Annotated in this window: 18 protein-coding genes; 2 read left to right on the top strand and 16 right to left on the bottom strand. The window is 71.5% G+C overall.

Annotated features, from left to right (window positions below; genetic code table 11):
- Window positions 1-5: 5 nt before the first annotated feature.
- From ACK4TT_RS14410 to ACK4TT_RS14400, 3 genes are all read right to left on the bottom strand, one after another.
- A complete protein-coding gene (locus tag ACK4TT_RS14410; RefSeq protein ID WP_409641411.1) occupies window positions 6-1118 on the bottom strand; it encodes an acyl-CoA dehydrogenase family protein in 1113 nt (370 codons plus the stop codon).
- A 91-nt stretch (window positions 1119-1209) separates the two neighbouring features.
- Window positions 1210-1413 (bottom strand): hypothetical protein, encoded by a 204-nt coding sequence (locus tag ACK4TT_RS14405; RefSeq protein ID WP_409641413.1) that lies wholly within the window; start codon window positions 1411-1413, stop codon window positions 1210-1212.
- A 248-nt stretch (window positions 1414-1661) separates the two neighbouring features.
- Entirely contained in the window at window positions 1662-2474 is an 813-nt protein-coding gene (locus ACK4TT_RS14400) for a sulfotransferase family protein (RefSeq protein WP_409641416.1), read from the bottom strand.
- A 467-nt stretch (window positions 2475-2941) separates the two neighbouring features.
- Here ACK4TT_RS14400 and pepN point away from each other — a divergent pair, with 467 nt between their 5' ends.
- Window positions 2942-5560, top strand: a complete 2619-nt coding sequence (gene pepN / locus ACK4TT_RS14395; RefSeq protein WP_409641537.1) for an aminopeptidase N — start codon at window positions 2942-2944, stop codon at window positions 5558-5560.
- Between the two features lie 84 nt (window positions 5561-5644).
- On the top strand, window positions 5645-7528 hold the full coding sequence (locus ACK4TT_RS14390) for an ATP-binding protein (protein ID WP_409641540.1): 1884 nt from the start codon (window positions 5645-5647) through the stop codon (window positions 7526-7528).
- Here ACK4TT_RS14390 and ACK4TT_RS14385 read toward each other — a convergent pair.
- The 13 genes from ACK4TT_RS14385 to ACK4TT_RS14325 form a co-directional block, all read right to left on the bottom strand.
- Window positions 7504-10392, bottom strand: coding sequence for a bifunctional [glutamine synthetase] adenylyltransferase/[glutamine synthetase]-adenylyl-L-tyrosine phosphorylase (locus ACK4TT_RS14385; protein ID WP_409641544.1), 2889 nt, complete (start codon window positions 10390-10392; stop codon window positions 7504-7506). The two genes, ACK4TT_RS14390 and ACK4TT_RS14385, sit on opposite strands and share 25 nt — an antisense overlap.
- 10 nt (window positions 10393-10402) lie before the next feature.
- Entirely contained in the window at window positions 10403-11803 is a 1401-nt protein-coding gene (locus tag ACK4TT_RS14380) for a sensor histidine kinase (RefSeq protein WP_409641547.1), read from the bottom strand.
- A 15-nt stretch (window positions 11804-11818) separates the two neighbouring features.
- On the bottom strand, window positions 11819-12490 hold the full coding sequence (locus ACK4TT_RS14375) for a response regulator transcription factor (RefSeq protein WP_409641550.1): 672 nt from the start codon (window positions 12488-12490) through the stop codon (window positions 11819-11821).
- 31 nt (window positions 12491-12521) lie between these two features.
- On the bottom strand, window positions 12522-14108 hold the full coding sequence (locus tag ACK4TT_RS14370; protein WP_409641553.1) for a Do family serine endopeptidase: 1587 nt from the start codon (window positions 14106-14108) through the stop codon (window positions 12522-12524).
- A 142-nt stretch (window positions 14109-14250) separates the two neighbouring features.
- Window positions 14251-14706, bottom strand: a complete 456-nt coding sequence (locus ACK4TT_RS14365) for a cytochrome c-type biogenesis protein CcmH (protein ID WP_409641556.1) — start codon at window positions 14704-14706, stop codon at window positions 14251-14253.
- Window positions 14703-16679, bottom strand: coding sequence for a heme lyase CcmF/NrfE family subunit (locus tag ACK4TT_RS14360; RefSeq protein ID WP_410213265.1), 1977 nt, complete (start codon window positions 16677-16679; stop codon window positions 14703-14705). The genes ACK4TT_RS14365 and ACK4TT_RS14360 overlap by 4 nt, the downstream gene beginning before the upstream one ends.
- Window positions 16676-17161: a cytochrome c maturation protein CcmE gene (gene ccmE, locus ACK4TT_RS14355; protein WP_409641562.1), complete on the bottom strand. Its 486-nt coding sequence runs from the start codon at window positions 17159-17161 to the stop codon at window positions 16676-16678. Before ccmE ends, ACK4TT_RS14360 begins: the two co-directional genes overlap by 4 nt.
- Window positions 17158-18237 (bottom strand): c-type cytochrome biogenesis protein CcmI, encoded by a 1080-nt coding sequence (gene ccmI / locus ACK4TT_RS14350; RefSeq protein WP_410213264.1) that lies wholly within the window; start codon window positions 18235-18237, stop codon window positions 17158-17160. The genes ccmE and ccmI overlap by 4 nt, the downstream gene beginning before the upstream one ends.
- 47 nt (window positions 18238-18284) lie before the next feature.
- Entirely contained in the window at window positions 18285-19658 is a 1374-nt protein-coding gene (locus ACK4TT_RS14345; protein WP_409641567.1) for a hypothetical protein, read from the bottom strand.
- Between the two features lie 82 nt (window positions 19659-19740).
- Window positions 19741-21132 carry a sensor histidine kinase gene (locus tag ACK4TT_RS14340; protein ID WP_409641570.1) on the bottom strand — a complete coding sequence of 464 codons (1392 nt, stop codon included), beginning with the start codon at window positions 21130-21132 and terminating at the stop codon, window positions 19741-19743.
- 7 nt (window positions 21133-21139) lie between these two features.
- A complete protein-coding gene (locus ACK4TT_RS14335) occupies window positions 21140-21832 on the bottom strand; it encodes a response regulator transcription factor (protein WP_409641573.1) in 693 nt (230 codons plus the stop codon).
- Between the two features lie 53 nt (window positions 21833-21885).
- Window positions 21886-22218 carry a PepSY domain-containing protein gene (locus ACK4TT_RS14330; RefSeq protein WP_409641576.1) on the bottom strand — a complete coding sequence of 111 codons (333 nt, stop codon included), beginning with the start codon at window positions 22216-22218 and terminating at the stop codon, window positions 21886-21888.
- 53 nt (window positions 22219-22271) lie between these two features.
- The coding region (locus ACK4TT_RS14325; protein ID WP_410213263.1) for a J domain-containing protein at window positions 22272-22820 on the bottom strand (549 nt) is incomplete at its 5' end.

The following is a 22820-nucleotide window of genomic DNA, read 5'->3' as shown; positions in this document are numbered from 1 at the left end:
AATCCTCAGGCCGCGTTGCGCCGTTCAAGGTGGCTGACCAGCCGCTCCTTCCAGACCCGCGGCGCGCCGGCCACGAGGGAGAGCTGGCGCGAACGCCGGTAGTAGAGGTGGGCGTCCACCTCCCAGGTGAAGCCGATGCCGCCGTGCGTCTGGATGTTCTCCTTCGAGCCGAACCAGAACGCCTCGGAGGCGGCGATGCGCGCGGCGCTGGCCGCGATCGGCAGCTCGGGCGCGTTGGTGTTGAGCGCCCAGGCCCCATAGTAGGCGTTGGAGCGGGCGAGCTCGTTCTTCACGTACATGTCGGCCAGCTTGTGCTTGATGGCCTGGTACGAGGCGATCACCCGGCCGAAGGCGTAGCGCTCGAGCGCATAGGCCTTGGCCATCTCCAGGCACTTGTCGGCCCCGCCGCACTGCTCGAAGGCCAGCAGGACGGCGGCGCGGTCCATGACCTGCTCCAGCAGGGCCAGGCCCTCGCCCGCCTCGCCCAGGCGTTCGGCGGGGGCGTCCTTGAAGGTCAGCCTGGCCGCGTCGCGGGTGGGGTCGAGAGTTTTCAGCGCCTCGCGGGTCACGCCGGACGACAGGTCGACCAGGAACAGGCCGGGCTTGCCGCCCTCCTTGGCCAGCACCACCGCGTGGGTCGCGATGTCACCGTCGGTCACCGGGATCTTCGTCCCCGACAGCTTGCCGCCCGAAACGGAGGCCTGCACCGAGGCGGCCGTCACCGGGCCGGGCCCCTCGGACGTCGCCAGGCAGCCGATGACCTCGCCCGCAGCGATCTTCGGCAGCAGGGCGGCCTTCTGGGCGTCGGAGCCCGCCAGCATCACCGCCTCGGCCAGGAAATAGACCGTGGAGGCGAAGGGGATCGGGGCCACCGCGCGGCCAAGTTCCTCGGCGATCACGCAGAGCTCCAGGTGCCCCAGGCCAAGACCGCCGTGCTCCTCGGGGATGGCGGCGCCCAGCCAGCCCTGCTCGGCCACGGCCTTCCACAGCGCCTCGTCATAGGCCTTGCCGTCATCGTCCAGCACCTTGCGGACCTTGGCCGCCGAGGCGTTGGCGTCGAGGAACTTGCGCGCCTCGGACTTCAAAAATTTCTGGTCGTCGGAAAAGTCGAAATTCATCTCGGCCCCATCGCGCCGGTTATCGCCGGCTTCGGCTTCCTCTGCCCGGAAGCATACGCGTGGGTTCGGCGGTGAAAAGTATGACCTCGCGTCAGCCCGAGCCGCCTGCGGTGAACAGCCCCAGGCTCGAGAAGCGGCCGACCAGCCGTCCGCCCTCCCAAAGCTCCATGGGACGCTCGGCGTCCTGCAGCACGCGCGCGGTCTCGATGGCCAGGGTGTCGCTCTCGGCGTTGAAGGCCTCGCCCAGCAACAGGCGGCCGCCGTGGCCGACGCGATAGATCCGATAGGAAGGCAAAGGCGCAAATCCCCGAGGGCGGAGAGCCCAGGTTGACTTGCGGCGCCGTGGAGCCCCTGTCTGTCGCCTTCCTGACCCTCGTCGCAACAAAGGCGGGCCGGAACACCCCTGCCCACGCCCAGGCCGCCTCGCGGGGCGGCGGCGCGCTCGGTCACGGCGGCCCAAGCCATCGCCGTGCTGGTCGGCGCCCACAGAGGACACCACCCTGGACGCCATCGACCTGACGGCCGGCTATCCCGCCCGAGGCCTCAGGCGGCGTCCTGCCAGGGGTAGTTCATCCGCATCATCACCGGCCGGCAGATCGCGGCCACGGCGGCCTGCCAGTCGGCCCTCAGGGGGTCGAGGCGGGGCGTCAGGTCGATGGAGCCGCCATACTTTGGCGAGCTGGTGGGGTCGTCATCGGAGCCGAAGCTGGTCCGCAGCCGCCCGTCCGGCGTCTGCCATAGGCGGCTGGCGACGAACCCGGGCGCCTCGACGAGCTTGGCCATGGCGCTCAGGACTCTCGCGGTGTTGAGGTCCTCGTACCGGAACATCAGGTGCCGGCCGCGGAAGTTGTGGGAAAGGACGGACTGGTAGTCGCGGAGGTAATCGCGCGCGACGTCCAGCGCCATCTCCAGGGTGAAGGGCTCGCCGCTGGTACGCTCATAGCCGTCCTGCCGCGACCGCACGACGTCGAAGGGGTGGCGGCAGACCGTGACGAAGCGCGCGTCCGGCAGCAGGCGGGCCGCCCATGGAAACCACTCGGTCATCAGCGGGTCCTTGAGGCACAGAACCCTTGGCCGGCCGACGTGGCGCCAGAGGTCCTGGAGAACCGCCTCCGCGGCCGCCGCGATCGAAAGGCGGAAGGTCTCCGCGTCGGGATAAAGCCCGTGGGTGTGGATGTCCCAGTGCGTGACCCCGGCGTAGTAGGCCTTCACCAGATGCACGAAGAAGCTGGCCTCCGGGACGTACCCGTTGACGCCCGGCGCAGCGCAGAGAACGGCGTGGGTGATGGTTGTTCCTGAGCGCGGCGTGCCGCCAACGAACACCACCTTCTCTGGGCCACGGGGGCTCGCGCTCATCCGTCGAGGCTCCTGAAACGCCGCAGGTTAGCGCGGCCGGCAAGGCGTCCAGTTATGAGTCCCCCGTAGCGCTTCAGCAAGCGGCGGTTGCGGGGAGTCCGCGATGCGCCCTCTGATACACGTCGTCTTTCCCGAGCCGCTCATGCTCTGGCCGACCGACGACGGCTGATCTTTCCCCCTCTCCATTGTCATCTTCCTGGCCTTGGCGTGGCGGGACAACAAGTGGATCGTCGAGCGGAACACCGCCGAGGTCGGCGCCTACGCCTACCGCCCCATGCGATCGAACGCGCCAGGACACTGGCCGCCGACGGTCGCCGCCCAGGGGATCGACTGCTACCTCCTGATCCGGGAACGCGACGGCGCCTGGTCGGAGCGCCCCTGTCCCCGCCCCGCCCGACGTCGCGCGGGCCGCTGATGCGCGACGCGCCGCCTTGGCGCCGCCCAACCGGAAGGCCTAGATGACCGCCATGCGCACCGACACGCCCCAGGCGATCAAGCTCGCCGACTACCGCCCCCCCGCCTTCCTCGTCGACGAGGTCCAGCTCACCTTCGACCTCAAGCCCAACGCCACCCGGGTGAAGGCGCGCCTGTCCGTGCGCCGCAACGGCGACCACGCCGAGCCCCTGCGGTTCAACGGCGAGCGGCTGAAGCCCCTGTCCGTGGCCATCGACGGCCGCATGTTGGCGGCGGCCGAACACAGCATCGACGCCGAGTGGCTGACCATCCCCGACGCGCCTGACGCCTTCACCCTGGAGACCGAGGTCGAGATCGACCCGGAGAACAACAAGGCGCTGGAAGGCCTCTACATGTCCGGCGGCCGCTTCTGCACCCAGTGCGAGGCCGAGGGCTTCCGCAAGATCACCTTCTGGCCCGACCGCCCCGACGTGCTGTCGCGCTTCACGGTCCGCATCGAGGCGGACAAGACGTTCCGCCACCTGCTGTCGAACGGCAATCTGCTGGAGGCGGGCGACCTCGGCGACGGCCGCCACTACGCGGTCTGGAACGACCCCTTCCCCAAACCCTGCTACCTCTTCGCCCTCGTGGCCGGCGAGCTGGACGTGCTCGAGGACAAGCTCGTCACGATGAGCGGCCGGACGGTCGACCTGAAGATCTATGTCGACACCGGCATGGCGCCCCGGGCCGCCTACGCCATGGACGCCCTGAAGCGCTCGATGAAATGGGACGAGCGGGCGTTCGGCCGCGAATACGACCTCGACCTCTTCATGATCGTCGCGGTGCGCGACTTCAACTTCGGGGCCATGGAGAACAAGGGGCTGAACATCTTCAACAGCTCCCTGCTGCTGGCCGATCCCGCGACGGCCACCGACCTCGACTACGAACGCATCGAAAGCGTCGTGGCCCACGAGTATTTCCACAACTGGACGGGCGACCGGATCACCTGCCGCGACTGGTTCCAGCTCTGCCTGAAGGAGGGCCTGACGGTCTTCCGCGACCAGAGCTTCTCGGGCGACATGCGCGGCGAGGCCGTCCAGCGGATCAAGGACGTGAAGGCGCTGCGCGCCCGCCAGTTCGCCGAGGACCAGGGGCCGCTGGCCCACCCGGTGCGGCCGTCCAGCTACCTCAAGATCGACAACTTCTACACCGCGACGATCTATGAGAAGGGCTCCGAGGTCATCCGTATGCTGAGGACCCTGATCGGGCCCGAGGCGTTTCGGGCCGGCATGGACCTCTACTTCGAGCGCTGGGACGGCCACGCCACCACCGTCGAGGCCTTCATCAACTGCTTCGAGGACGCCTCAGGCCGGGACCTTTCGGATTTCTTCGCCTGGTACGAACAGGCGGGCACGCCGCGCGTGTCGCTCACCAGCCGCTACGACGAAACGTCTCGGACTCTGGAGCTGAAACTCAGCCAGGAGACGCCGCCCACGCCCGGCCAGGCCTACAAGAGGCCGCTGCCGATCCCGGTGCGGCTGGGCCTGCTGGACCAAGAGGGCCGTACGCTGGCCTTCGAGCGCGACGGCCAGGCCGTGGACGAGACAGTGGTCGTGCTGGACGAGGCGCAGGTCACGCTCACGCTCTCCGGCGTGGACCGGCCGCCGGTGGTCTCGGCGCTGCGAGGCTTCTCGGCGCCGGTGGTGCTGAAGACCGACGCGCCGGCCAAGGACCGCTACGTCCTGCTGGCGTCCGACCCCGACCTGTTCAACCGCTGGGAGGCGGGCCAGGAGCTGGCGACCGACCTGATCCTCGCCCGAGCCGCGGGGCGGCCAAACGAGGTGGGCGAGGAGCGCTACGCCGAGGCCGTCGGGCGGGCCCTGAGCGACCAGGCCGCCGAGCCCGCCTTCAAGGCCCTGCTGCTGGCCCTGCCGTCCGAGCCGGACCTGGCGCTGAAGATGAGCCCGGCCGATCCCACCGCCATCCACGAGGCCCGCGACGCGCTCAGGGTTCGGCTGGCCCTGCACCTGGACGCCGAACTGCGGCGGCTGCACACCGGCCTGCAGGACCTGGGCGAGTTCTCGCCCGACGCCGCCGGCGCGGGCCGGCGCGCCCTGCGCAACGCCGCCCTGGAGCTGCTGACGGCCAATCCGCGCCATGAGGTCGCAGACCTGGCCCTGGGCCACTACCGGGCGGCCGGCAACATGACCGACGCCATGGGCGGCCTCTCGGCCCTGATGCAGATCGGCGGCGAGGCGTTCGAGGAAGCCCTGACCGACTTCTACACCCGCTGGAAGTCCGAGCCGCTGGTCATCGACAAGTGGTTCGCCGTCCAGGCCCGGGACCCGTCGGAAGGCGCCCTGGGCCGCGTGCTGGGCCTGACCGCCCATCCCGCCTTCGAGGCCAAGAACCCGAACCGTCTGCGGGCGCTCGTCTCGACCTTCGCCAACTTCAACCCGGCGCGGTTCCACGATCCGAGCGGGGCGGGCTATCGCTTCCTCGCCGACCAGATCCTGGCCACCGACGGCTTCAACCCGATGACGGCGGCGAGGCTGGTGGACCCGCTGGGCGGCTGGCGGCGCTACAAGCCCGAGCTCGGCGCGCAGATGAAGGCCGAGCTGCAGCGGATCGCCAAGGCCGAGGGCCTGTCGAAGAACGTCTACGAGCTGGTGACGCGCGCGCTCGCCGACTGACGGGCGGGTGACGCTCCGACGCCGATTCGCTTAGACTCCGATTTGCGCCGGGGCTGACTCGGCGCCGGCGACGGAGTTTGGGCCTTGGCCAAGGGCGGGGGGCGGAAGGCTGGAGGCGCGCGGCCGCGGGGCCGCTTCGCACCGCTTGAGCCCGCGCGTCCGCCGACCCAGCGCTTCGTCCGGATCGGCATCCTCTCGGCGCTCCTGCTGCTCGCGGTCTACACGGCCCTTGCGCTCGCCCGCCTGCGCACCGGCCCGCAGAGCGCCGAGGAACAGTTCGTGTGGCTCGCCACGCCGCTCGCCGTAGCCTTCGCGCTCGGCGTGCTGCTGCTCCTCGAATCCCGCCGGGTGGAGCGGGCGCATGCGGCCTATTCGGATTCCGAGCAGCGTTTCCGCATGGCCGTGGAGGCCGCGCGCTGCGGCATCTGGGAATGGGACCTGGCGGCGGACAGGATCTTCATGTCCGAGGTCACGGCGGCGCTGTTCGGCTGGCGCGGCGGGGTGGTGGACGGTCAGGACGTGCTGGACCGCGTCTCGCCCGGCCACCGGGACGGCCTGCGCGAAGCCCTGGCGACGGCGGCGATCTACGGCGATTTCGACGTCTCGTTCCGGGTGCCCAGCCTGGCGGGCGGCAGGCCGGTGTGGATCGACGCACGCGGCCGCGGCTTCGGCGAGGCGCCCGAGGGCGGCTACGCCCGGATCATCGGGGTGGCCCTGGACGTCACCGAGGAACGCTTGGCCCAGGCCCGCGCCCAGCAGGCCGAGACCCGCCTGCGCGACGCCATCGAGAGCGTCTCGGAAGCCTTCGTGCTCTGGGACCGCCACGGCCGGCTCCTGATGTGCAACCGGAACTTCCGCGACTACTTCCGGCTGGACCCCATCCTGCTGACCACCGGCGTGGGGCGCGAGCAGGTGGACCGGGCCGCCCGCGCCGCCATCCGGCAGGAGTATCCCGGCGGCGGCCCCGGGGTGCGCGAGGCCGAGCTGTCGGACGGCCGCTGGGTGCAGATTTCCGAGCGGCCCACGGCCGAGGGCGGCCTCGTGGTGACCGCCGCCGACATCACCGTCCTGAAGGCCCAGGAGGAGGCTCGGCGGCTGAAGGAGGAGGAGCTGCGGCGCGCCGTCGTGAACCTGGAGCGCAGTCAGGAGCAGCTCTCCGAACTGGCCCGCAAGTACGAGATCGAGAAGATCCGTGCCGAGGGCGCGAGCCAGGCCAAGAGCGAGTTCCTGGCCAACATGAGCCACGAGTTGCGCACGCCGCTGAACGCCATCAACGGCTTCTCCGAGATCATGGTGGCCGAGATGTACGGGCCGCTCGGCGACGGGCGGTATCGCGACTACGCCCGCGACATCCTGAATTCGGGCCAGCACCTGCTCGCGCTCATCAACGACATCCTCGACATGTCGAAGATCGAGGCGGGCAAGATGAACATGCGCTTCGACCCGTGCTCCATCGAGGAGATCGCCGAGGACGCGCTGCGCCTGGTGCGCAATCGCGCCGAGAGCGCCGGCCTCCAGCTCGTCCTCGACTTCGTGGAGCTGCCGGACGTCGAGGCCGACTACCGGGCCATCAAGCAGGTGCTGTTGAACCTCTTGTCCAACGCCATCAAGTTCACGCCCCGCGGCGGCAAGATAACCGTACGCGCCGAGCGGCGGGACGACCCGCGCGGCGAGCGGGTGAAGATCAGCGTGCAGGACACCGGGATCGGCATCGCCCCCGACGACCTGGCCCGCCTCGCCCGGCCCTTCGAGCAGGTCGAGAGCCAGCACTCCAAGACCCAGCAGGGCTCGGGCCTGGGCCTGGCCCTCACCAAGGCCTTCGTGGAGATGCACGGCGGGCTCCTGGACCTGAAGAGCACGCCCGGCCAGGGCACCACGGCGAGCTTCGCCCTGCCCGTCCGCCAGAGCCAGCTACCCGCGCGCCCGGAGCCGACCTCCCAGCGTCAGGCGCGGACGATGGCCTCGTAGGCGGCGCGGGCCTGGACCTGGGCGTCGGACAGCGACTTCACCAGGCTCCTGAACGTGCGCGCTCCACCGGCCCGCGCCAGCAGGGCCTGGAAGGCCTTTGGCTCCCGGGCGGGATCGGCGTCCTCGTCGAGCGCCACCTTGAGGAGCTGGGTCAGATCCTGCTGCAACCGCCAGGCGCCGGAGAGCGCCTCCAGCGGCTCTTCCGGAGCCAGGCCCGAAACCCGGAACGCCTCCAGCGCCTGGGCCGTATTGGGCGATAGCGGCCCGCCCTCGGCGGCGTTGACGAGTTGCAGGAACTGGGCGGCGAATTCGACATCGACCAAGCCGCCGGGCGAGAGCTTGAGGTCCCAGTCTCCCTTGGGCGGGCGCTCGCGCTCCAGGAGCTGGCGCATGTCGCGGACGTCGGCCGCGGTGCGCTTCGGATCGCGCGGGCGCCGCAGCGCGGCCTCGATGGCGGCGCCCGCCTCCGCCGCGAAGGCCTCAGAGGTGGCCCAGACCACCCGCGCCCGGGTGAGCGCCAGCAGCTCCCAGGTCTCGGCCTCGCCCTCGTAGTAGGGCTGGAACGCCGCCATCGAGACCGCCACCGGCCCCTTGGTGCCGGACGGCCTGAGCTGCATGTCGACCTCGTACAGCGCGCCCTCGGCCGTCGGGCTCGACAGCGCCGCGATCAGCCGCTGGGTGAACCGGCCGTAGAACGTCGAGGCGTCCCAGCCCTTCATCGCCGACATGCCGGCCGGATCGGCCGGCCGATAGAGCGTCATCAGGTCGAGGTCGGAGCTGGCGCTCATCTCCCGCGAACCGCACTTGCCAAGCGCGACGACGGCCACGTCGCCCTCGAAGGCTCCGCCCAGTCTTTCCGCCTCCGCCAGGGCGGCGGGCGCCAGGGCCTGGATGCACAGGTCGGCGAGGTCGGCGAAGGCCTTGCCCGCCGTTTCCGCCGTGGCCGCCCCGCTCATCACCTGCACGCCGACGCGGAAGGCCTGCTCGCGGTGGACCCGGCGCACCACGTCCATGGCCGCCTCGAACCCGCCAGCGCGCGCGACCGCCTCGGACATGACCGCCCCGTCCTCGGCCACGTCGATCGGCTGGAAGAAGGCCGGGTCCAGCATGGCGTCGATGGCCGCCGGGCGCCGGGCCAGCGTCGAGGCCAGGCGCGGGGCGAAGGCCATCACCTGCACCACCAGCTCGAACAGCTTCGGTTGGGCCAGGAACAGCGACTGGAGCTGCACCCCGGTGGACAGCCCCGCGAAGAAATCGCCGAAGCGGTTAAAGGCGGGGTCCGGGGCGCCGGTGGCCTGGGCCGCTTCCAGCAGGCGCGGCGCGAGCCGCGTGAAGAGCTCGCGGCCCCGCTCGGTGCGGGTGGCCGGGATATGGCCGTGGTGCCAGCTTCGGATGGTCTGGGCGACCCGGGCGGGGTTCGAGAAGCCCATGCGCTGCAATGTGGCCAGGGTCTCGGGATCGTCGTCGACACCGGTGAACACCAGGCTGCCGAAGCGGGACGACAGCGGCTCCTCCTCGGCGAACAGCTCCCCGTAGCGGGCGTTGACCGCCTTCAGGATGCGGGTGACGGCGGCGTCGAAGCTCTGCAGGCGGTCATAGCCGGAGAGTGCGGCCACGCGCCTTCGCTCCGCATCGTTCTCCGGCAGGCGGTGGGTCTGCTCGTCGGCCAGCATCTGGATGCGGTGTTCGACGGCGCGCAGGGTGTCGTAGGCGGCGGCAAGCTCGGCGGCGGTCTCCTTGGCCACGTGGCCGGCGTCGGCCAGGGCCTGGAGGGCGTCCAGGGTGCGAGGGCTGCGCAGCTCGGGATGGCGGCCGCCCAGGATGAGCTGCTGGGTCTGGACGTAGAACTCGATCTCGCGGATGCCGCCCCGGCCGAGCTTCAGGTCCACGCCCTTGGCCGAGACGCGCTCGTCCACCTTGTGCGCGTGGATCTGGCGCTTGATGGAGTGGATGTCGGCGATGGCGGCGAAGTCGAGGTTCTTGCGCCAGATGTAAGGGACCAGCTCGCCCAGGAAGGCGCGGGCGACCGCCATGTCCCCGGCGCAGGGCCGGGCCTTGATGAAGGCGGCGCGCTCCCAGTTCTGGCCGACGCTCTCGTAGTAGTCGAGGGCCGCCGGCACCGGCACGGCGGGGGGCGTGGACGAGGGATCGGGCCGAAGCCGCAGGTCCATCCGGAACACGTAGCCGTCGGCGGTCTTGGCCTGCATCAGGTCCGACACCCGGTGGGTCAGGCGCACGGCGAAGGCCTGGGGCTCCACGTCGGGCGCGAGAGCGTCGGCGATCTTGTCCGGATCGAAGAAGACCGAGACGTCGATGTCGCTGGAATAGTTGAGCTCGAAGGCGCCCTGCTTGCCCATGGCGACGCAGAACCAGCCGGGAACCGGTCCTTCTTCACCCTCTCCAAGCCGCGAGAGGCGGCCGGCGTCGATCTCGCCCCGGGCGGCCGACAGCAGGGCCGCCGCCACCGCGGCGTCGGCGAAGCGGGTGAGCGCCCCCGTCACCTGGTCGAGCCCCCACACCTTGCCCAGGTCGGCCAGCGCCGTCAGGAGGTGCAGCTCCTGCTTCAGCAGGCGCAGGGGACGCTCGGCCTCGGCCGGCGGGAGGTCGCCCACGGCCCGGGTGCGGGCCAGGATGTCGGCCAATCGGACGTCGGGATCGCAGGCCAGGAGGTCGACCAGGCGTTCGGGATCGCGCCGCGCCAGGCTGGCGAGATAGGGCGAGGCGCCGAAGACGGGCGCGAGCGCCGGCCACGCCGACTCGACGGCGGGCGTCCAGACGGTTTCGGCGATGATCTCGCGCGCCCGCTCGGCGGCCTTGGGATCGATGACAGGGCCGCAGGGACGGAGCTGTTCGCCGAGCTTCATGCCGACGCTTCTAGGCCCTGGGCAGGATCAGCGCCACGCGCAGGCCGGGCCCCATGTCGCCCACCTTGCCCGGCCCCTCGTCCAGCTCCAGCCGGCCGCCGTGCGCCTCGGCCACCGCGGCCACGAGCGACAGGCCGAGGCCCGCGCCGGGCTCGTTGCGGCTGTTCTCCAGGCGCACGAACCGCTGGATCACGCGCTCGCGGTCGGTTTCGGGCACGCCTGGGCCGGTGTCGGTGACGGAGAATTCCACTTCCCCCGAGGAGCGGCGGCGCACCCGCAGCATGATCGCCCCGCCGGCGGGCGTGTACTTCACGGCGTTGTCGAGGATGTTGGCCAGCGCCTGGGCCAGGAACTCGCGGTTGCCGCGCACCGTCAGGTCCTTGGCGAACTCGGCGTCGAAATCGATGTCCTTGTCCTCGCAGAGCGGCTCGTAGAGCTCGGCGATGTCGGCGCCCAGCTCGGCCGGATCGAAGATGACAGGGTCGGGCGCCTGGCCGGCGGCCTGCAGCCGGGCGATGGAGAGCACCGCGCCAAAGGTCTTCAGCACGCCGTCCGTGTCCTCCAGCGCCTGGGCCAGCGCCTGCCGCGGATCGCCCTTGCCCGCCTCGACGTCCAGGAAGGCCGCCTCCAGCCGGGCGCGCAGGCGGGTCAGCGGCGAGCGCAGGTCGTGGGCGATGGCGTCGCCGGCGTGCTTATGGCCGGCCATGGAGCGCTCCAGCCGGTCCAGCATGTCGTTCACGCCCTGGGCCAGCTCGTCGAACTCGTCCCGGGCGCCGCGGACGTGGGCGCGGGCTCCGAGCTCGCCGTTGCGCACCCGGTCCACCACGTCGGTGAGGCTGGCCATGCTGCGCGAGACGTTGCGGCTGACCAGGACGCCGCCGGCCAGGCCCAGGATGACCACCAGCACCACCGCGCCCCAGAGCGCATTGACGATCTTGCCCACATAGGCCTCGTCGGCGCCGACGTCGGCGCCCACGAAGAGGATCTCGCCGCCGGTCAGCCGCTGCTGCAGACCCCGGGCAGGGTGCTTGGTCTCCCGCCCCTGCACGTCGACGTCCGTCACCTGGAAGGTCGCCCAGGTGGGCTCGCCCTTGAAGGCCTCGACGGGGCTCTCCTCGATCGAGCCCGAGACGCGCTGACCCTTGGGGTCCATCAAGAGGTAGAGGAAGGGCCTCTCACTGGCGGCCCGCTCGATGAGCGACTGGTTCACCGCGTCCACCCCCGCCCGGTAGTAGACGTCGGTCAGGGACCGCATCTCGCGCCGGATTTCCTGGTCCGTGCGGCGCGTCGCCTCGCCGGCTGTCGCCACGTAGATGTAGGCCAGGAAGGCGCTCGCCGCGCTGGCGAACAGCGCCAGGAAAAGCAGCGTCAGCCGGAACGGCGTCGTTCGGAGGATGCGCGGCAGGCGCATGACGCCGCGCTTCGCTTAAGCGTCCAGCCGGTAGCCCGCGCCGCGGACCGTCTGCAGCATGGGGCGGTCGAAGCCCTTGTCGATCTTGGACCGCAGGCGGGAGATGTGGACGTCGATGACATTGGTCTGGGGGTCGAAGTGGTAGTGCCAGACCTTCTCCAGCAGCATGGTGCGCGTCACCGACTGGCCGGCGTGGCGCATCATGAATTCCAGGAGCTGGAACTCGCGGGGCTGGAGGTCGATCTCCTTGCCCTGCCGGTGGACCGTGCGGGCGATGAGGTCCATCTCGAGCTCGCCCACCTTGAGCAGGGTCTGCACCGAGCCGGTGTCGCGCCGCCGGGCGAGCGCCTCGATCCGGGCGATCAGCTCGGCGAAGGCGTAGGGCTTCACCAGGTAGTCGTCGGCGCCGGCCTGCAAGCCGTCGACGCGGTCGGTCACCTCGCCCAGGGCCGAGAGGAACAGCACCGGCGTGCGATCGCCCTCCCGGCGCAGGGTCTCGACCAGCGTCACCCCGTCCATGCGGGGCATCATGCGGTCGACCACCATGACGTCGAACTCGCCGGCGCGAGCGGCCACCAGGCCCTCCTCGCCATCCGGCGCCTGGACGCAGGCGTGACCGGCTTCGGTCAGCCCCCGCGCCATGGCCTCGGCGGCTTCAAGGTCGTCTTCGACGATCAGGATGCGCATCTGATTCCCGCCCCCCACACAGGCGTAGAAGCTACCCCGAAATCTTCAGCGGCAGGAAGGAGGTGCGGCCATTGCGGAACACGCCGACGAGCACGCTCGCGCGGCCTTCCTTCTTCGCGGCCTCGACGGCGGCCACGACGTCGGCCGGGCCGGTCACGGCGCGGTTGTTGGCCCGGGTGATGACGTCCCCGGCGCGCAGGCCCTTGCTCCCGGCGTCGGACGACTGGTCCACGCTGCGAACCAGCGCGCCGCGCAGGTCGGCCGGAAGGTTGAAGCGGTTGCGCGCAGCCTCGTCGAGCGGGGCGAGCGACAGACCGAGCACCGGCGCCTGGGGCGCGGCCGACGACCCAGGCGCCCCGGGGCCCTGGCCGCCACCCTGGTTGTCGTTCGCCGCCAGCTCACGCTCGGACGGGCGCACGCCCGAGCGCACGTCGATGGTGCGGCGGCGGCCCTCGCGGATCACCTCGAGGCGCAGGGTGTCGCCCGGCCGCGCCCGGGCCACCTGGCGGGTGAGTTCCGACGACGAGCGGACGGTCTGGCCGTTCACGGCGACGACGATGTCGCCCACCTGGAGCCCGGCGCGCTGCGAGGGCCCGCCCGGCGTGAGGTCGGCGACGATGGCGCCCTTCTGGTCGCCCAGGCCCGCGGCCTCGGCCATCTCGGTGGTGAAGTTCTGGATCGTCGCGCCAATGTAGCCGCGCTCGATCTTGCCGCCGTTGATGAGCTGCTTGGTGACCGCGTCGGCGATCTCGGCGGGAATGGCGAAGCCGATGCCGACCGAACCGCCCGACGGCGAGAAGATCGCCGTGTTCACGCCGATGACCCGACCGTAGATGTCGAAGGTCGGGCCGCCCGAGTTGCCCCGGTTGATGGGTGCGTCGATCTGGATGTAGTCGACGAAGGTCTCGCCGATGTCACGGCCGTAGGCCGAGACGATGCCGGCCGTGGCCGTGCCGCCCAGGCCGAACGGGTTGCCGACGGTGATGACCCAGTCGCCGACGCGCGGCTTGGCCGAGTTCTCGAAGTTGACGAACGGGAACGGGCCCTTGCCGCCCTTGACCTTGATGACCGCGAGGTCGGTGGCCTCGTCGCGGCCAACCACGGTGGCGTCGAGCTCGGTCTCGTCCTTCAGCACGACCTTGATGGTCTCGGCGTTCTCGACGACGTGGTTGTTGGTGACGATGTAGCCGTCGGCCGAGATGAAGAAGCCCGAGCCCGCCGACTGCTGGGTGGGCAGGCGCGGCTGGCCCCGCTCGGCGCGGCCGCCGCCATTTTGACCCTGGCCGCCGTCCTCGTCGTCCTGGCCGTCCGGGCGTGGGATGATGTTGAAGGGGAAGCCCGGGAAGCCGGGAAGCTGGCGAAGCTGGCTGGGATCGACCCGGCTGGTGACGTTGATGGAGACGACCGCGGGCGAGACCCGGTCGAAGATGTCGGCGAAGGACATCGGCGCGCCGGGCGGTGGCGCGAAGATCGGTGCGGTCGAGGCCTTGATCAGGCCCGTCGGCGCGAGTTCGGCTCGCGCCTCGGGCATCCGCATCCCCGCCCCCGCCACCGCGGCGGCCATCACGCCGGCGCCGGCGATGGCGCCCAGGAGGTAACCGGTCTTCTTCGAAGTCATAAGCCTTCAGTTTCCCTGTGCGCGCAGCGACCTGCGACGCGCCCGAACAACCTAGGTCCGATGCACGGAAGTGCAATGACCCTCAAGTTACGTTTCGGACAGCCTCAGCGCTTCTTCGCGACCCTTCTGGGGCGCAAACGTGTCAGGGTGTTTCGTTATCCGAGAGTTTCTTCAGGCGCTCGGCTTCCTCGACCGACAGTTCGCTCTCCGCGACGGCCCGGCCGCGCAGCCGGATCGCCAGCAGGATCACCCCCAGCACGACGACCACGAACGGCCCGACCCACAGCGCCAGGTTCCAGGCGTTGAACGCCGGCGTCATCAGCACGAATTCGCCGTAGCGGTCGGTCAGGAAGCGCTTGATCTCGGCGTCCGACTTCCCGGCGGAGACCTGCTCGCGGACGATGCGGCGCAGGTCCTTGGCGAGCTCGGCCTCGGAGTCGTCGATCGACTCGTTCTGACAGACGAGGCAGCGGACGTCCTGGAAGATCTCGCGGGCACGGGCCTCCTGGGCCGGATCGGGCAGGCGTTCGGCCGGATCGGAGGCCGCCGCGATGGAGAGGACGCCCGCGACGGCGGCGAAGAGCGCGCGCAGCCTCATGCCGTTGCTTCCCGCGCCGCCTTGCCGACGCCGAGGCGCAGGCGCCGGTCCGAGAGCGAGACGAGCCCGCCCAGGGCCATGATCGCCGGTCCCAGGAAGATCAGGGTGGCCCATGGATTCCAGTAGGCCCGGACCAGCCAGACCGGCCCTTGCGCGCCCTCCCGGCGTTCGCCGAGCACGAGGTAGATGTGGCTGGATCCGCGGTAGCACAGGCCGACTTCCGAGGTGGTCTGGCCGCCCGCCGTGTAGAGCCGCCGCTCGGGTTCAGCGCGGCAGACGACCTCGCCCTTGCGGGTGACGGTGACGCCGGCGCGCTCGGCCTCGTAGTTCGGCCCGTCCACCGCGCGGATGGAGTCCAGGGCCACGTGATAGGCGCCCACGTCCAGCGATCCCCCGACCGGCAGGGCCTCGGCGGCCTCGACCTTCCAGGTGGTCTCGAAGACGGCGCCGAGCACGAACACGCCCAGGCCCAGGTGCGCGAGCGTCATGCCCCAGGCGCCGCGCGGCAGGCCCCAGAGCCGCCGCCAGCTCTCGGTGGCCGGGGCGCGGAAAGCGCGGACGCGCTCCAGGATCTCGGCCAGCGCGCCGGCGATCAGCCACGCGCCCAGCATGACGCCGGCCGCGCCCAAGGCCTTGTGTGGGCTGGCCAGCGCCAGGGTGGCGAGGCCCGCGCCCACGGCGATCAGGGCGGCGCCCCACAGGCGCTGCAGGACGCCGCGCGCGTCGCCGCGCTTCCAGGCCAGCAGCGGCCCCGCCGGCAGCAGGATGAGCAGGGCGGCCATGAGCGGGGTGAAGGTGAGGTTGAAGTAGGGCGGGCCGACCGAGATGGCCTCGCCGTCTGCGGCCTCGCGGATCAGCGGAAACAGCGTGCCCAACAGCACGGTGGCGGTGGCCGCCGCCAGCAGGATGTTGTTCAGGACGAGCGCGCTCTCGCGGCTGATGGGGGCGAAAACGCCGCCCTGCTGGAGGCTGGGCGCCCGCCAGGCGAACAGCGCGAAGCCCAGGCCCGCGGTCACGCCCAGGATGATGAGCAGCAGGACGCCGCGGGTGGGGTCGACAGCGAAGGCGTGGACGGAGGTCAGCACGCCCGAGCGCACCAGGAAGGCGCCCAGCATGGAGAAGGTGAAGGCCGCCAGCGCCAGGAAGACGGTCCAGCCCGGCAGCGCGCCGCGCTTCTCGGTCACCACGGCCGAGTGCAGCAGGGCCGTGGCGATCAGCCAGGGCATGAAGCTGGCGTTCTCGACCGGGTCCCAGAACCACCAGCCGCCCCAGCCGAGCTCGTAGTAGGCCCAGAAGGCGCCCAGCATGATGCCCAGGGTCAGGGCGCTCCACGCGGCCAGGGCCCAGGGCCGGACCCAGCGCGCCCAGGCGGCGTCCACCCGGCCCTCGACCAGGGCGGCGACGGCCAGCGAGAAGACCACCGACATGCCGACGTAGCCCGCGTAGAGCGCGGGCGGGTGGAAGGCGAGCGCCGGGTCCTGCAGCAGGGGGTTGAGCGAACGGCCCTCGACCGGCGGCTGGGCCAGCCGCACCAGCGGGTTCGAGGCGAAGACCGTGTAGGCCAGGAAGACGACGCCCAGCATCCCCTGGGTGGCCACCGTGACGGCGCGAAGGCCGCGCGGCAGGCCGCGCCCCAGGCCGGCGGCGGCCGCACCGAAGCCGGTGAGCGCCAGGCACCAGAGCAGCATCGAGCCCTCATGGCTGCCCCAGGTCCCGGCCACCCGGTAGAGCAGCGGCTTCTCGGAATGGGAGTTGGCGGCCACGTTGGCCACCGAGAAGTCCGAGGTGACGAAGGCGTGCATCAGGGCGGCGAACGCCACCGCCACGCCCAGGAAGGCGCCCAGGGCCGCGCCCTCGCCCGCCCCGGCCAGCACGCTGGAGCGCCGGATGCGGGCGGCGGCCGACAGCGCCGTCTGAACGACGGAGAGCGCCAGGGCCATCATCAGCGCGAAGGCGCCGATCTCGGCGATCATTGAGCGGGGCCCTTGTGTTCAGGCCGCTGGCCGTCGCCGTACCATTCGCCTTGCTCCTTGAGCGCCTTCTCGACCTCCCGGGGCATGTAGCGCTCGTCGTGCTTGGCGAGCACCCGCTTGGCCTCGAAGACGCCGTCCTGGCGGAAGGCGCCGATGGCCACGACGCCCTGGCCCTCGCGAAACAGATCCGGCAGGTCGCCCTGGAAGACCACGCGGTCCGAGGCCTTCTGGTCGGCGACGGTGAACTCGACGCGGCCGTCGGGGTGCTTGACCACCGAGCCCGCCTCCACGAGGCCGCCCAACTGGATCGATCGGCCGGGCGCCGGCTTGGCCTCGGCCGCCTGGGAGGGGGTGTAGAAGAAGGAGATCGAGTCCGAGAGGCCCCAGAGGGTGAGGCCGACGGCCAGGGCCAGGACCGGCGCGATGGCCGCGATCAGGGTCAGGCGCCGCCGCGCCTTGGGGGACTTGGGCAACCAGCTCATCGCATCGGCGCCGCACGGGCGGCGTCCTCCAACTGCTTCACGATCTCGGGCCGGTCGGCGTAGCGGGCCCTGGCGGTCTTGAGGGCCGCGTCGCGCCTGGCCGTCTCGCCGAGCACCGAATAGGAGCGGACCAGCCGCACCCAGCCCTCGGGGTCGTCGGGATTGGCCTCCAGCTTGGCGGCCAGGCCCTCGACCATGCCGCGGATGACGTCCATCTGCCCCCCCTGGGAGGGCGGAGCGGGCGCGCGGCCCTCGGCCCGGGCGATGGCGGCCAGCAGCGCCGGGCGGCGCTCGTCGTCGGCGGGCAGGTCGGCCAGCAGGGCCTTCAGCTCGGCGGCCCCCTCGGCCTGGCGGCCCTCGGCCACCTTGGCCTGGGCGAGATAGAAGCGGGCGGCCGGGTCGCCGGGCTCTCGCGCCAGCACCTGGCGGAACACGTCCTGGGCCTCGGCCTCCACCTCGCCGCCGGCCTGATAGACCAGCCCCTCGCCCAGCAGCCGCAGCAGGTCGGTCCGCTCGGGGGCGAGCGCCACGGCCCGGCGGAGCGCGCGCACCGCCGCGGCCGGATTGTCGGAGGCGCCCTCGGCCAGGGCCAGGAGGCGCATGCCCTCCGCGTCGTTCGGCCGCTCCTGGGTCACCTGCCGCAGGACGGCGGCGATCTCGGGCGCGGACAGGGTTTCGAGCCGCGAGGCCCGCCACCCGGCGAGGCGTTGGGCGTAGGGCTGGTCGGGATAGCCCGGCGCGCCGAGGGCCAGGTAGAGCCCGAGCCCCAGGGCGGGCGCGGCGACGGCCGCGAGCAGCACGGCGCCCCGACCGGCGCCGCCCGCATCCCAGGCGGCCTTGGGCGCGTCGGCGGCGGCCAGCAGGCGGCGCGCGGCCTCGGCGTGGGCGCTCTTGCGTTCCGCCTCGCCGATCAGGCCGCGGTCGGCCAGTTCGTCGATCTCGGCGAGCTGCCGGCGGTAGAGGACAGGGGCCGGGTCGGCCGCCGCCTCCGGGGCCGCGGCGCCCCGGGCGCGCATCAGGATGAGGCCGGCCGCGACGGCGGTCAGGACGCCCGCCGCGACCCAGAAGGTCAGCATGGCCGCGCGTTTAGCTCAAAGCGCCGGCCGGCGCGAGTGCGTCCCTTCTACGCTTCCTCGACGAGCGGCAGATCGGGCTGGGATGCGGCCGCGACCCGGCGACGGACAAGGTCGGCGTCCTTCTCTCCCCGCATCAGCAGGATGAAGCCGGCGGCCACTTCGAGGAACGCCTGGGCGATCCCCTCGTCCGCGGCGTCGCCGGTCTTCACGAGGTCGATGGCCTCGTCGACGTAGTGGTCGATGTAGTCGCCCAGCTTCTCCAGCAGCTTCGCCCGGGTCGCGGCGAACCCGCCGTAGTTGGCGCTGGTGCGGACCTCCTGGACGAAGGTGAGCAGGGTGGTGGCGCGGGCCACCTGGACCGGATCCGGCGGCAGGGTCAGCCTGGGCATCGGCCGACGAATCCGGCGAAGCGACGGCGGCTGGGTCGGAAGGGCGGCGACCACGTGCTTGTCGGTGTCCCGCAGCCGGCCGTCGACCACGCTGGCGAGCGTGGTCTTCTGCTTGGCGATGCGATGGCCCCAGCCGTGCTCCTTCGAAAGGTCGATGCAGGTCTCGAGTTCGGTGATCTGCAGGGTGATCAGCTCGACCCGCTTGCCCGCCGCCCGGCCGGCCTCCGGGCCGCCGTCGATGTCGAGCCTGGCGATGGCCTTCAGCGCCTCGTCGATGTCGTCCATCACGCGCTCGCCGAAGACCGCCATCTCCGAGTCGGCGAGGTAGCGTTCGTTCGGCTTGTACATGACCTCGGAGATGATCCGCAGGACCATCCAGGGGTGGGCCATCTGGGCAGCCAGCATCTCGAAGAAGCGGGGCCCGGCGTCCTCGGCGATCGCGACGGCGTCCTTGTAGGCGAGGCGGGTGGCCGCCGAGCTCTCCTCGCTGAACGAGGCGAGCCATTCGGGGATTCGGAGGGTCGCACGCCGCACGACCGGCGACAGGTCCAGGCAGGCGGCCAACTGCTCGGCGCCCCCGGGGCGGGCGGCGTCGCAGAGCTCGGCGGCCTCCAGGAATTCGGGGAAGGCGCGGGCGCGCAGGCCATAGGCCGCAATCCGCGCCAGCCGGTCGAAGGCCTCAGCCGAGGTCTCCTCGGGGTTGAACTCGTGGAAGGCCTCAAGCGCCTCCTCGATCTCGTCGGCGGCCGACGCGCGCAGGCCGCGCCAGACCAGGGCCAGGGCCTGGGCTGGAAAGCGGAGCGCCTTCGGATCGCGCCCGTCGCCAACGCACAGGGGAACGACGGGCTGGAGCACGAGGTTGCGGAACCGGCGCTCGCTCGCCTCGGCCTCGACGAGCTGGCGCACGCTGCCCAGGGCCGAATCCTCGACCGTCTCGGCCAGCGCCATCTGGAGGCCGCCCACGACCCGGTCGGGCGCGGCTTCCACCAGCGTCCTGACGATCTCGATCTTGCGCTTGGACAGCGCGGCCATGGGATTTCCAGCTCCGGCGAACACGGGTCCGCAGGCTCAACCTTGCCCAACCCCAGGTTAAGGTTTTCCCAAGCTTAAACCGTCAGGCCTCGGCGCGCGGCAGGCGGAGGGTGAGCGAAAGCCCGCCCATGGGGGAATCCCCCAGGTTGAGTGACCCCCGGTAGGCGCGCGCCAGCTCGTCCACGATCGAAAGACCCAGCCCGGAGCCCGGAGCGTTCTCGTCGAGCCGGGCGCCCCGGCGCAGGACTTCCTCGCGCCGGTCGGGCGGCAGGCCCGGCCCGTCGTCCTCGATGGTCAGGACGAAGGTTTCGCCGGTTTCCGGCGCGGCGCGGACGCGGACCTTGCCCCGGCACCACTTGCCGGCGTTCTCCATGCCGTTGCCGGCGATCTCCAGAAGGTCCTGCCGCTCGCCGAGGAAATAGAGGTCGTCGGGCGCGTCCCAGTCGATGACCACGCCCTTGTCGCGGAAGATGCGCTCCAGCGTGCGGGCGAGCTCGTCCAGCACCTCGGCCACGCTGGTGCGTTCGCCCTGGCCCTGAGCGCGGGCCGCCGCCCGGGCCCGGCGCAGGTGGTGGTCCACCTGCCGGCGCATGACCTCGGCCTGGCGGGTGACGACCTCGGCGAGCGGGCCGGGCCTCTGGGACGCCTCGGTGATCATGACGCTGATCGGGGTCTTCAGCGCATGGGCCAGGTTGCCCACATGGGTGCGCTGGCGCTCGACGGTCTCCTGGTTGTGGGCGACGAGCGCGTTCAGTTCCTCGGCCAGGGGCTCGAGCTCGGAGGGATAGTCGCCCTCCACGCGCTCGGCCTTGCCCCGGCGCACGGCCGCCACCTCGCGGCGCAGGACGAACAGCGGACGCAGGCCGACACGGACCTGGATCACCACCGCCCCGATCAGGCCAGCGCCGAGCAGGGCGAAGGCCGCCGCCGTGGCGGCCATGAAATTGCGCACGTCCCGGTCGATGGGCTCGCGGTCCTCGGCGAAGATGAAGATCACCGGCCGGTCGCGCCCGTAGAGCAGGGCCCAGCGCGCGAGGCCGCGGATCCGCTCGCCCGGCGAGGGCCCGGCGATGTCGTAGGCCACCGGCTTTCGCGGATCGGACCGCAGGCGCTTCACGAGGTCGGGCGGCGTGCGCAGCTCGGAATCCCAGACCGAGCGCGAGGGCTGGATCACCCGCACCCGGCCGTCCGGGGTCGGCTCGGCGATGGCCCAGTAGCGGCCGGAGAAGGGGCGAAGCGCCCGCTGGTCGGTGAGCGCGGGGGCGATCACCTCGCCGTTCTCGACCGTGGAGCCGCTGATCAGGTTGTCGACGAGGTCCGAGAGGTTCTGGTCGAAACGCCGGAGCGCCGCCTGCTGGAAGAGCAGAGCCAGGACCACGGCGGCGATCACCAGGGCCGCGAGGCTCCAGCCGACGGCCAGCAGCACCAGCCGCCGGGTCAGCGAGGGCCTGCTGAGCGCCTCGGGAAGCCTCAACGCCGCGTCACGCCTTGGCGGCCTCGGCCCCGAGTTCGTCCTCGGGGCAGATCAGGCGGTAGCCGAGGCCCCGGACGGTCTCGATCCGGTCCGAGCCGATCTTCTTGCGCACCCGGCCGATGAACACCTCGATGGTGTTGGAGTCGCGGTCGAAATCCTGGTCGTAGAGGTGTTCCACCAGCTCGGTGCGGCTGATGACCCGGCCCTGGTGCATCATCAGGTAGTGCAGCAGGCGGTACTCCAGCGAGGTGAGCCGCAGCGGCTCGCCGTTGACGCTGGCGCGGGCCGCCCGCGGGTCGAGCCGCAGACCGCCGCACGACAGGCTGGGCGTGGCGTGGCCGGCCGAGCGGCGCAGCAGGGCGCGCAGGCGGGCCAGCAGCTCCTCGGTATGAAACGGCTTGGTCAGGTAGTCGTCGGCCCCGGCGTCGAAGCCGGCCACCTTCTCGCTCCAGGCGCCGCGGGCGGTCAGGATCAGGACGGGCGTGGTCATGTTCTCGCGCCGCCAGCGCTCCAGCACCGAGACGCCGTCCACCTTGGGCAGGCCCAGGTCGAGGATGATGGCGTCATAGGGCTCGGTCTCGCCCAGGAACTGGGCCTCCTCGCCGTCGGGGGCGTGGTCCACCGCGTAGCCGGCGTCGGTCAGCGCCAGCTTGAGCTGGCGCGACAGGTCCGGGTCGTCTTCCACAAGCAGGATGCGCAAGTCGCGTCCCTTTCGATCTGTCTCTGTCTTCCGGCCGGCCTCAGCCGACCCGTTCAACCACCTTGGCGCCCGACGATCTGGCCCGACTCGGCGTCCACCATGAACACCACCACCCGGCCGTTCTCGAGCTGCCACTGGACGAAGTAGGCGGGCCGGCCGCCGGCATCGCCCATGGTCGTGTTCAAATGACGCCCGGGATAGCGGGCGCCGATCATCGCCAGAACGCGCGACAGCGGCGCCTGGCGGCCGGACCTGACGCCCTCGCGGGCCTGGTCCTGGTCGCCCCGCCCGGCGCCGAACACCGGACGGCCGTAGTCCTGCGCCTGCGTCACGGCGGGAGCCGCGGCGCCGGCCAGGAGAACGGCGATGGCGAAGAGGCGTTTCATGCGGCCCTGTCTATCCGCCCAGGGCTGAACCGGGGCTGAACACTGATCCTAGATCAGGTTCGGCGTCTTGGCGCGTACGGGCGCGTCTTGCGCATGTCTTCGGCCAGCGCCTCAAGCGCCGGATCCGGATTTTCGGGCAGGCTGACCACGACGCGGGCGAAGAGGTCGCCCCGGGCGCCCGAGGCGTTGGGCAGGCCCTTGCCCTTCAGCCGCAGCTTCGTGCCGGTATTCGCCCCCTTGGGGATCGAGAGCGTCACGGGGCCGTCGGGCGTCGGCGCCTCGACCTTGCCGCCCAGGACGGCGTCGTACAGCGTCACCGGCAGGTCCATGACCAGCACGTCCCCCTCCCGCCGGAAGACGGCGTGCGGCAGGATGTGGAGTTCGATGAAGGCGTCGCCGGGCCCGGACCGGCCGGGCGAGCCCTGGCCGCGCAGGCGCAGGGTCTGGCCGTCCTGGGCGCCCTTGGGGATGGTCACGTCGATGGTGCGCCCGTCCGAGAAGGCGATCCGGCGCTTGGCGCCGCGGATGGCCTCGACGAGGTCGATGTCGAGCCGGGGGGGGGGGGGGGGGCGGCGCGGGGCGCGCCCGCCGCCCCCCCCCCC

Origin of the sequence: Phenylobacterium sp. (assembly GCF_046463815.1) — a bacterium.
Taxonomy (GTDB): domain Bacteria; phylum Pseudomonadota; class Alphaproteobacteria; order Caulobacterales; family Caulobacteraceae; genus Phenylobacterium.
This window is presented reverse-complemented; position numbering and strand designations above follow the sequence as displayed.

Bases quoted from the DNA above. Each gene is read 5' to 3' on its own strand.
- ACK4TT_RS14380 (WP_409641547.1), bottom strand. From the start codon at position 11,803: ATGCGCCTGCCGCGCATCCTCCGAACGACGCCGTTCCGGCTGACGCTG.
- ACK4TT_RS14360 (WP_410213265.1), bottom strand. From the start codon at position 16,679: ATGATCGCCGAGATCGGCGCCTTCGCGCTGATGATGGCCCTGGCGCTC.
- ACK4TT_RS14410 (WP_409641411.1), bottom strand. From the start codon at position 1,118: ATGAATTTCGACTTTTCCGACGACCAGAAATTTTTGAAGTCCGAGGCG.
- ACK4TT_RS14385 (WP_409641544.1), bottom strand. From the start codon at position 10,392: ATGAAGCTCGGCGAACAGCTCCGTCCCTGCGGCCCTGTCATCGATCCC.
- ACK4TT_RS14375 (WP_409641550.1), bottom strand. From the start codon at position 12,490: ATGCGCATCCTGATCGTCGAAGACGACCTTGAAGCCGCCGAGGCCATG.
- ACK4TT_RS14400 (WP_409641416.1), bottom strand. From the start codon at position 2,474: ATGAGCGCGAGCCCCCGTGGCCCAGAGAAGGTGGTGTTCGTTGGCGGC.
- ccmE (WP_409641562.1), bottom strand. From the start codon at position 17,161: ATGAGCTGGTTGCCCAAGTCCCCCAAGGCGCGGCGGCGCCTGACCCTG.
- ccmI (WP_410213264.1), bottom strand. From the start codon at position 18,237: ATGCTGACCTTCTGGGTCGCGGCGGGCGTCCTGACCGCCGTCGCGGCC.
- ACK4TT_RS14365 (WP_409641556.1), bottom strand. From the start codon at position 14,706: ATGAGGCTGCGCGCGCTCTTCGCCGCCGTCGCGGGCGTCCTCTCCATC.
- pepN (WP_409641537.1), top strand. From the start codon at position 2,942: ATGCGCACCGACACGCCCCAGGCGATCAAGCTCGCCGACTACCGCCCC.
- ACK4TT_RS14330 (WP_409641576.1), bottom strand. From the start codon at position 22,218: ATGAAACGCCTCTTCGCCATCGCCGTTCTCCTGGCCGGCGCCGCGGCT.
- ACK4TT_RS14370 (WP_409641553.1), bottom strand. From the start codon at position 14,108: ATGACTTCGAAGAAGACCGGTTACCTCCTGGGCGCCATCGCCGGCGCC.
- ACK4TT_RS14345 (WP_409641567.1), bottom strand. From the start codon at position 19,658: ATGGCCGCGCTGTCCAAGCGCAAGATCGAGATCGTCAGGACGCTGGTG.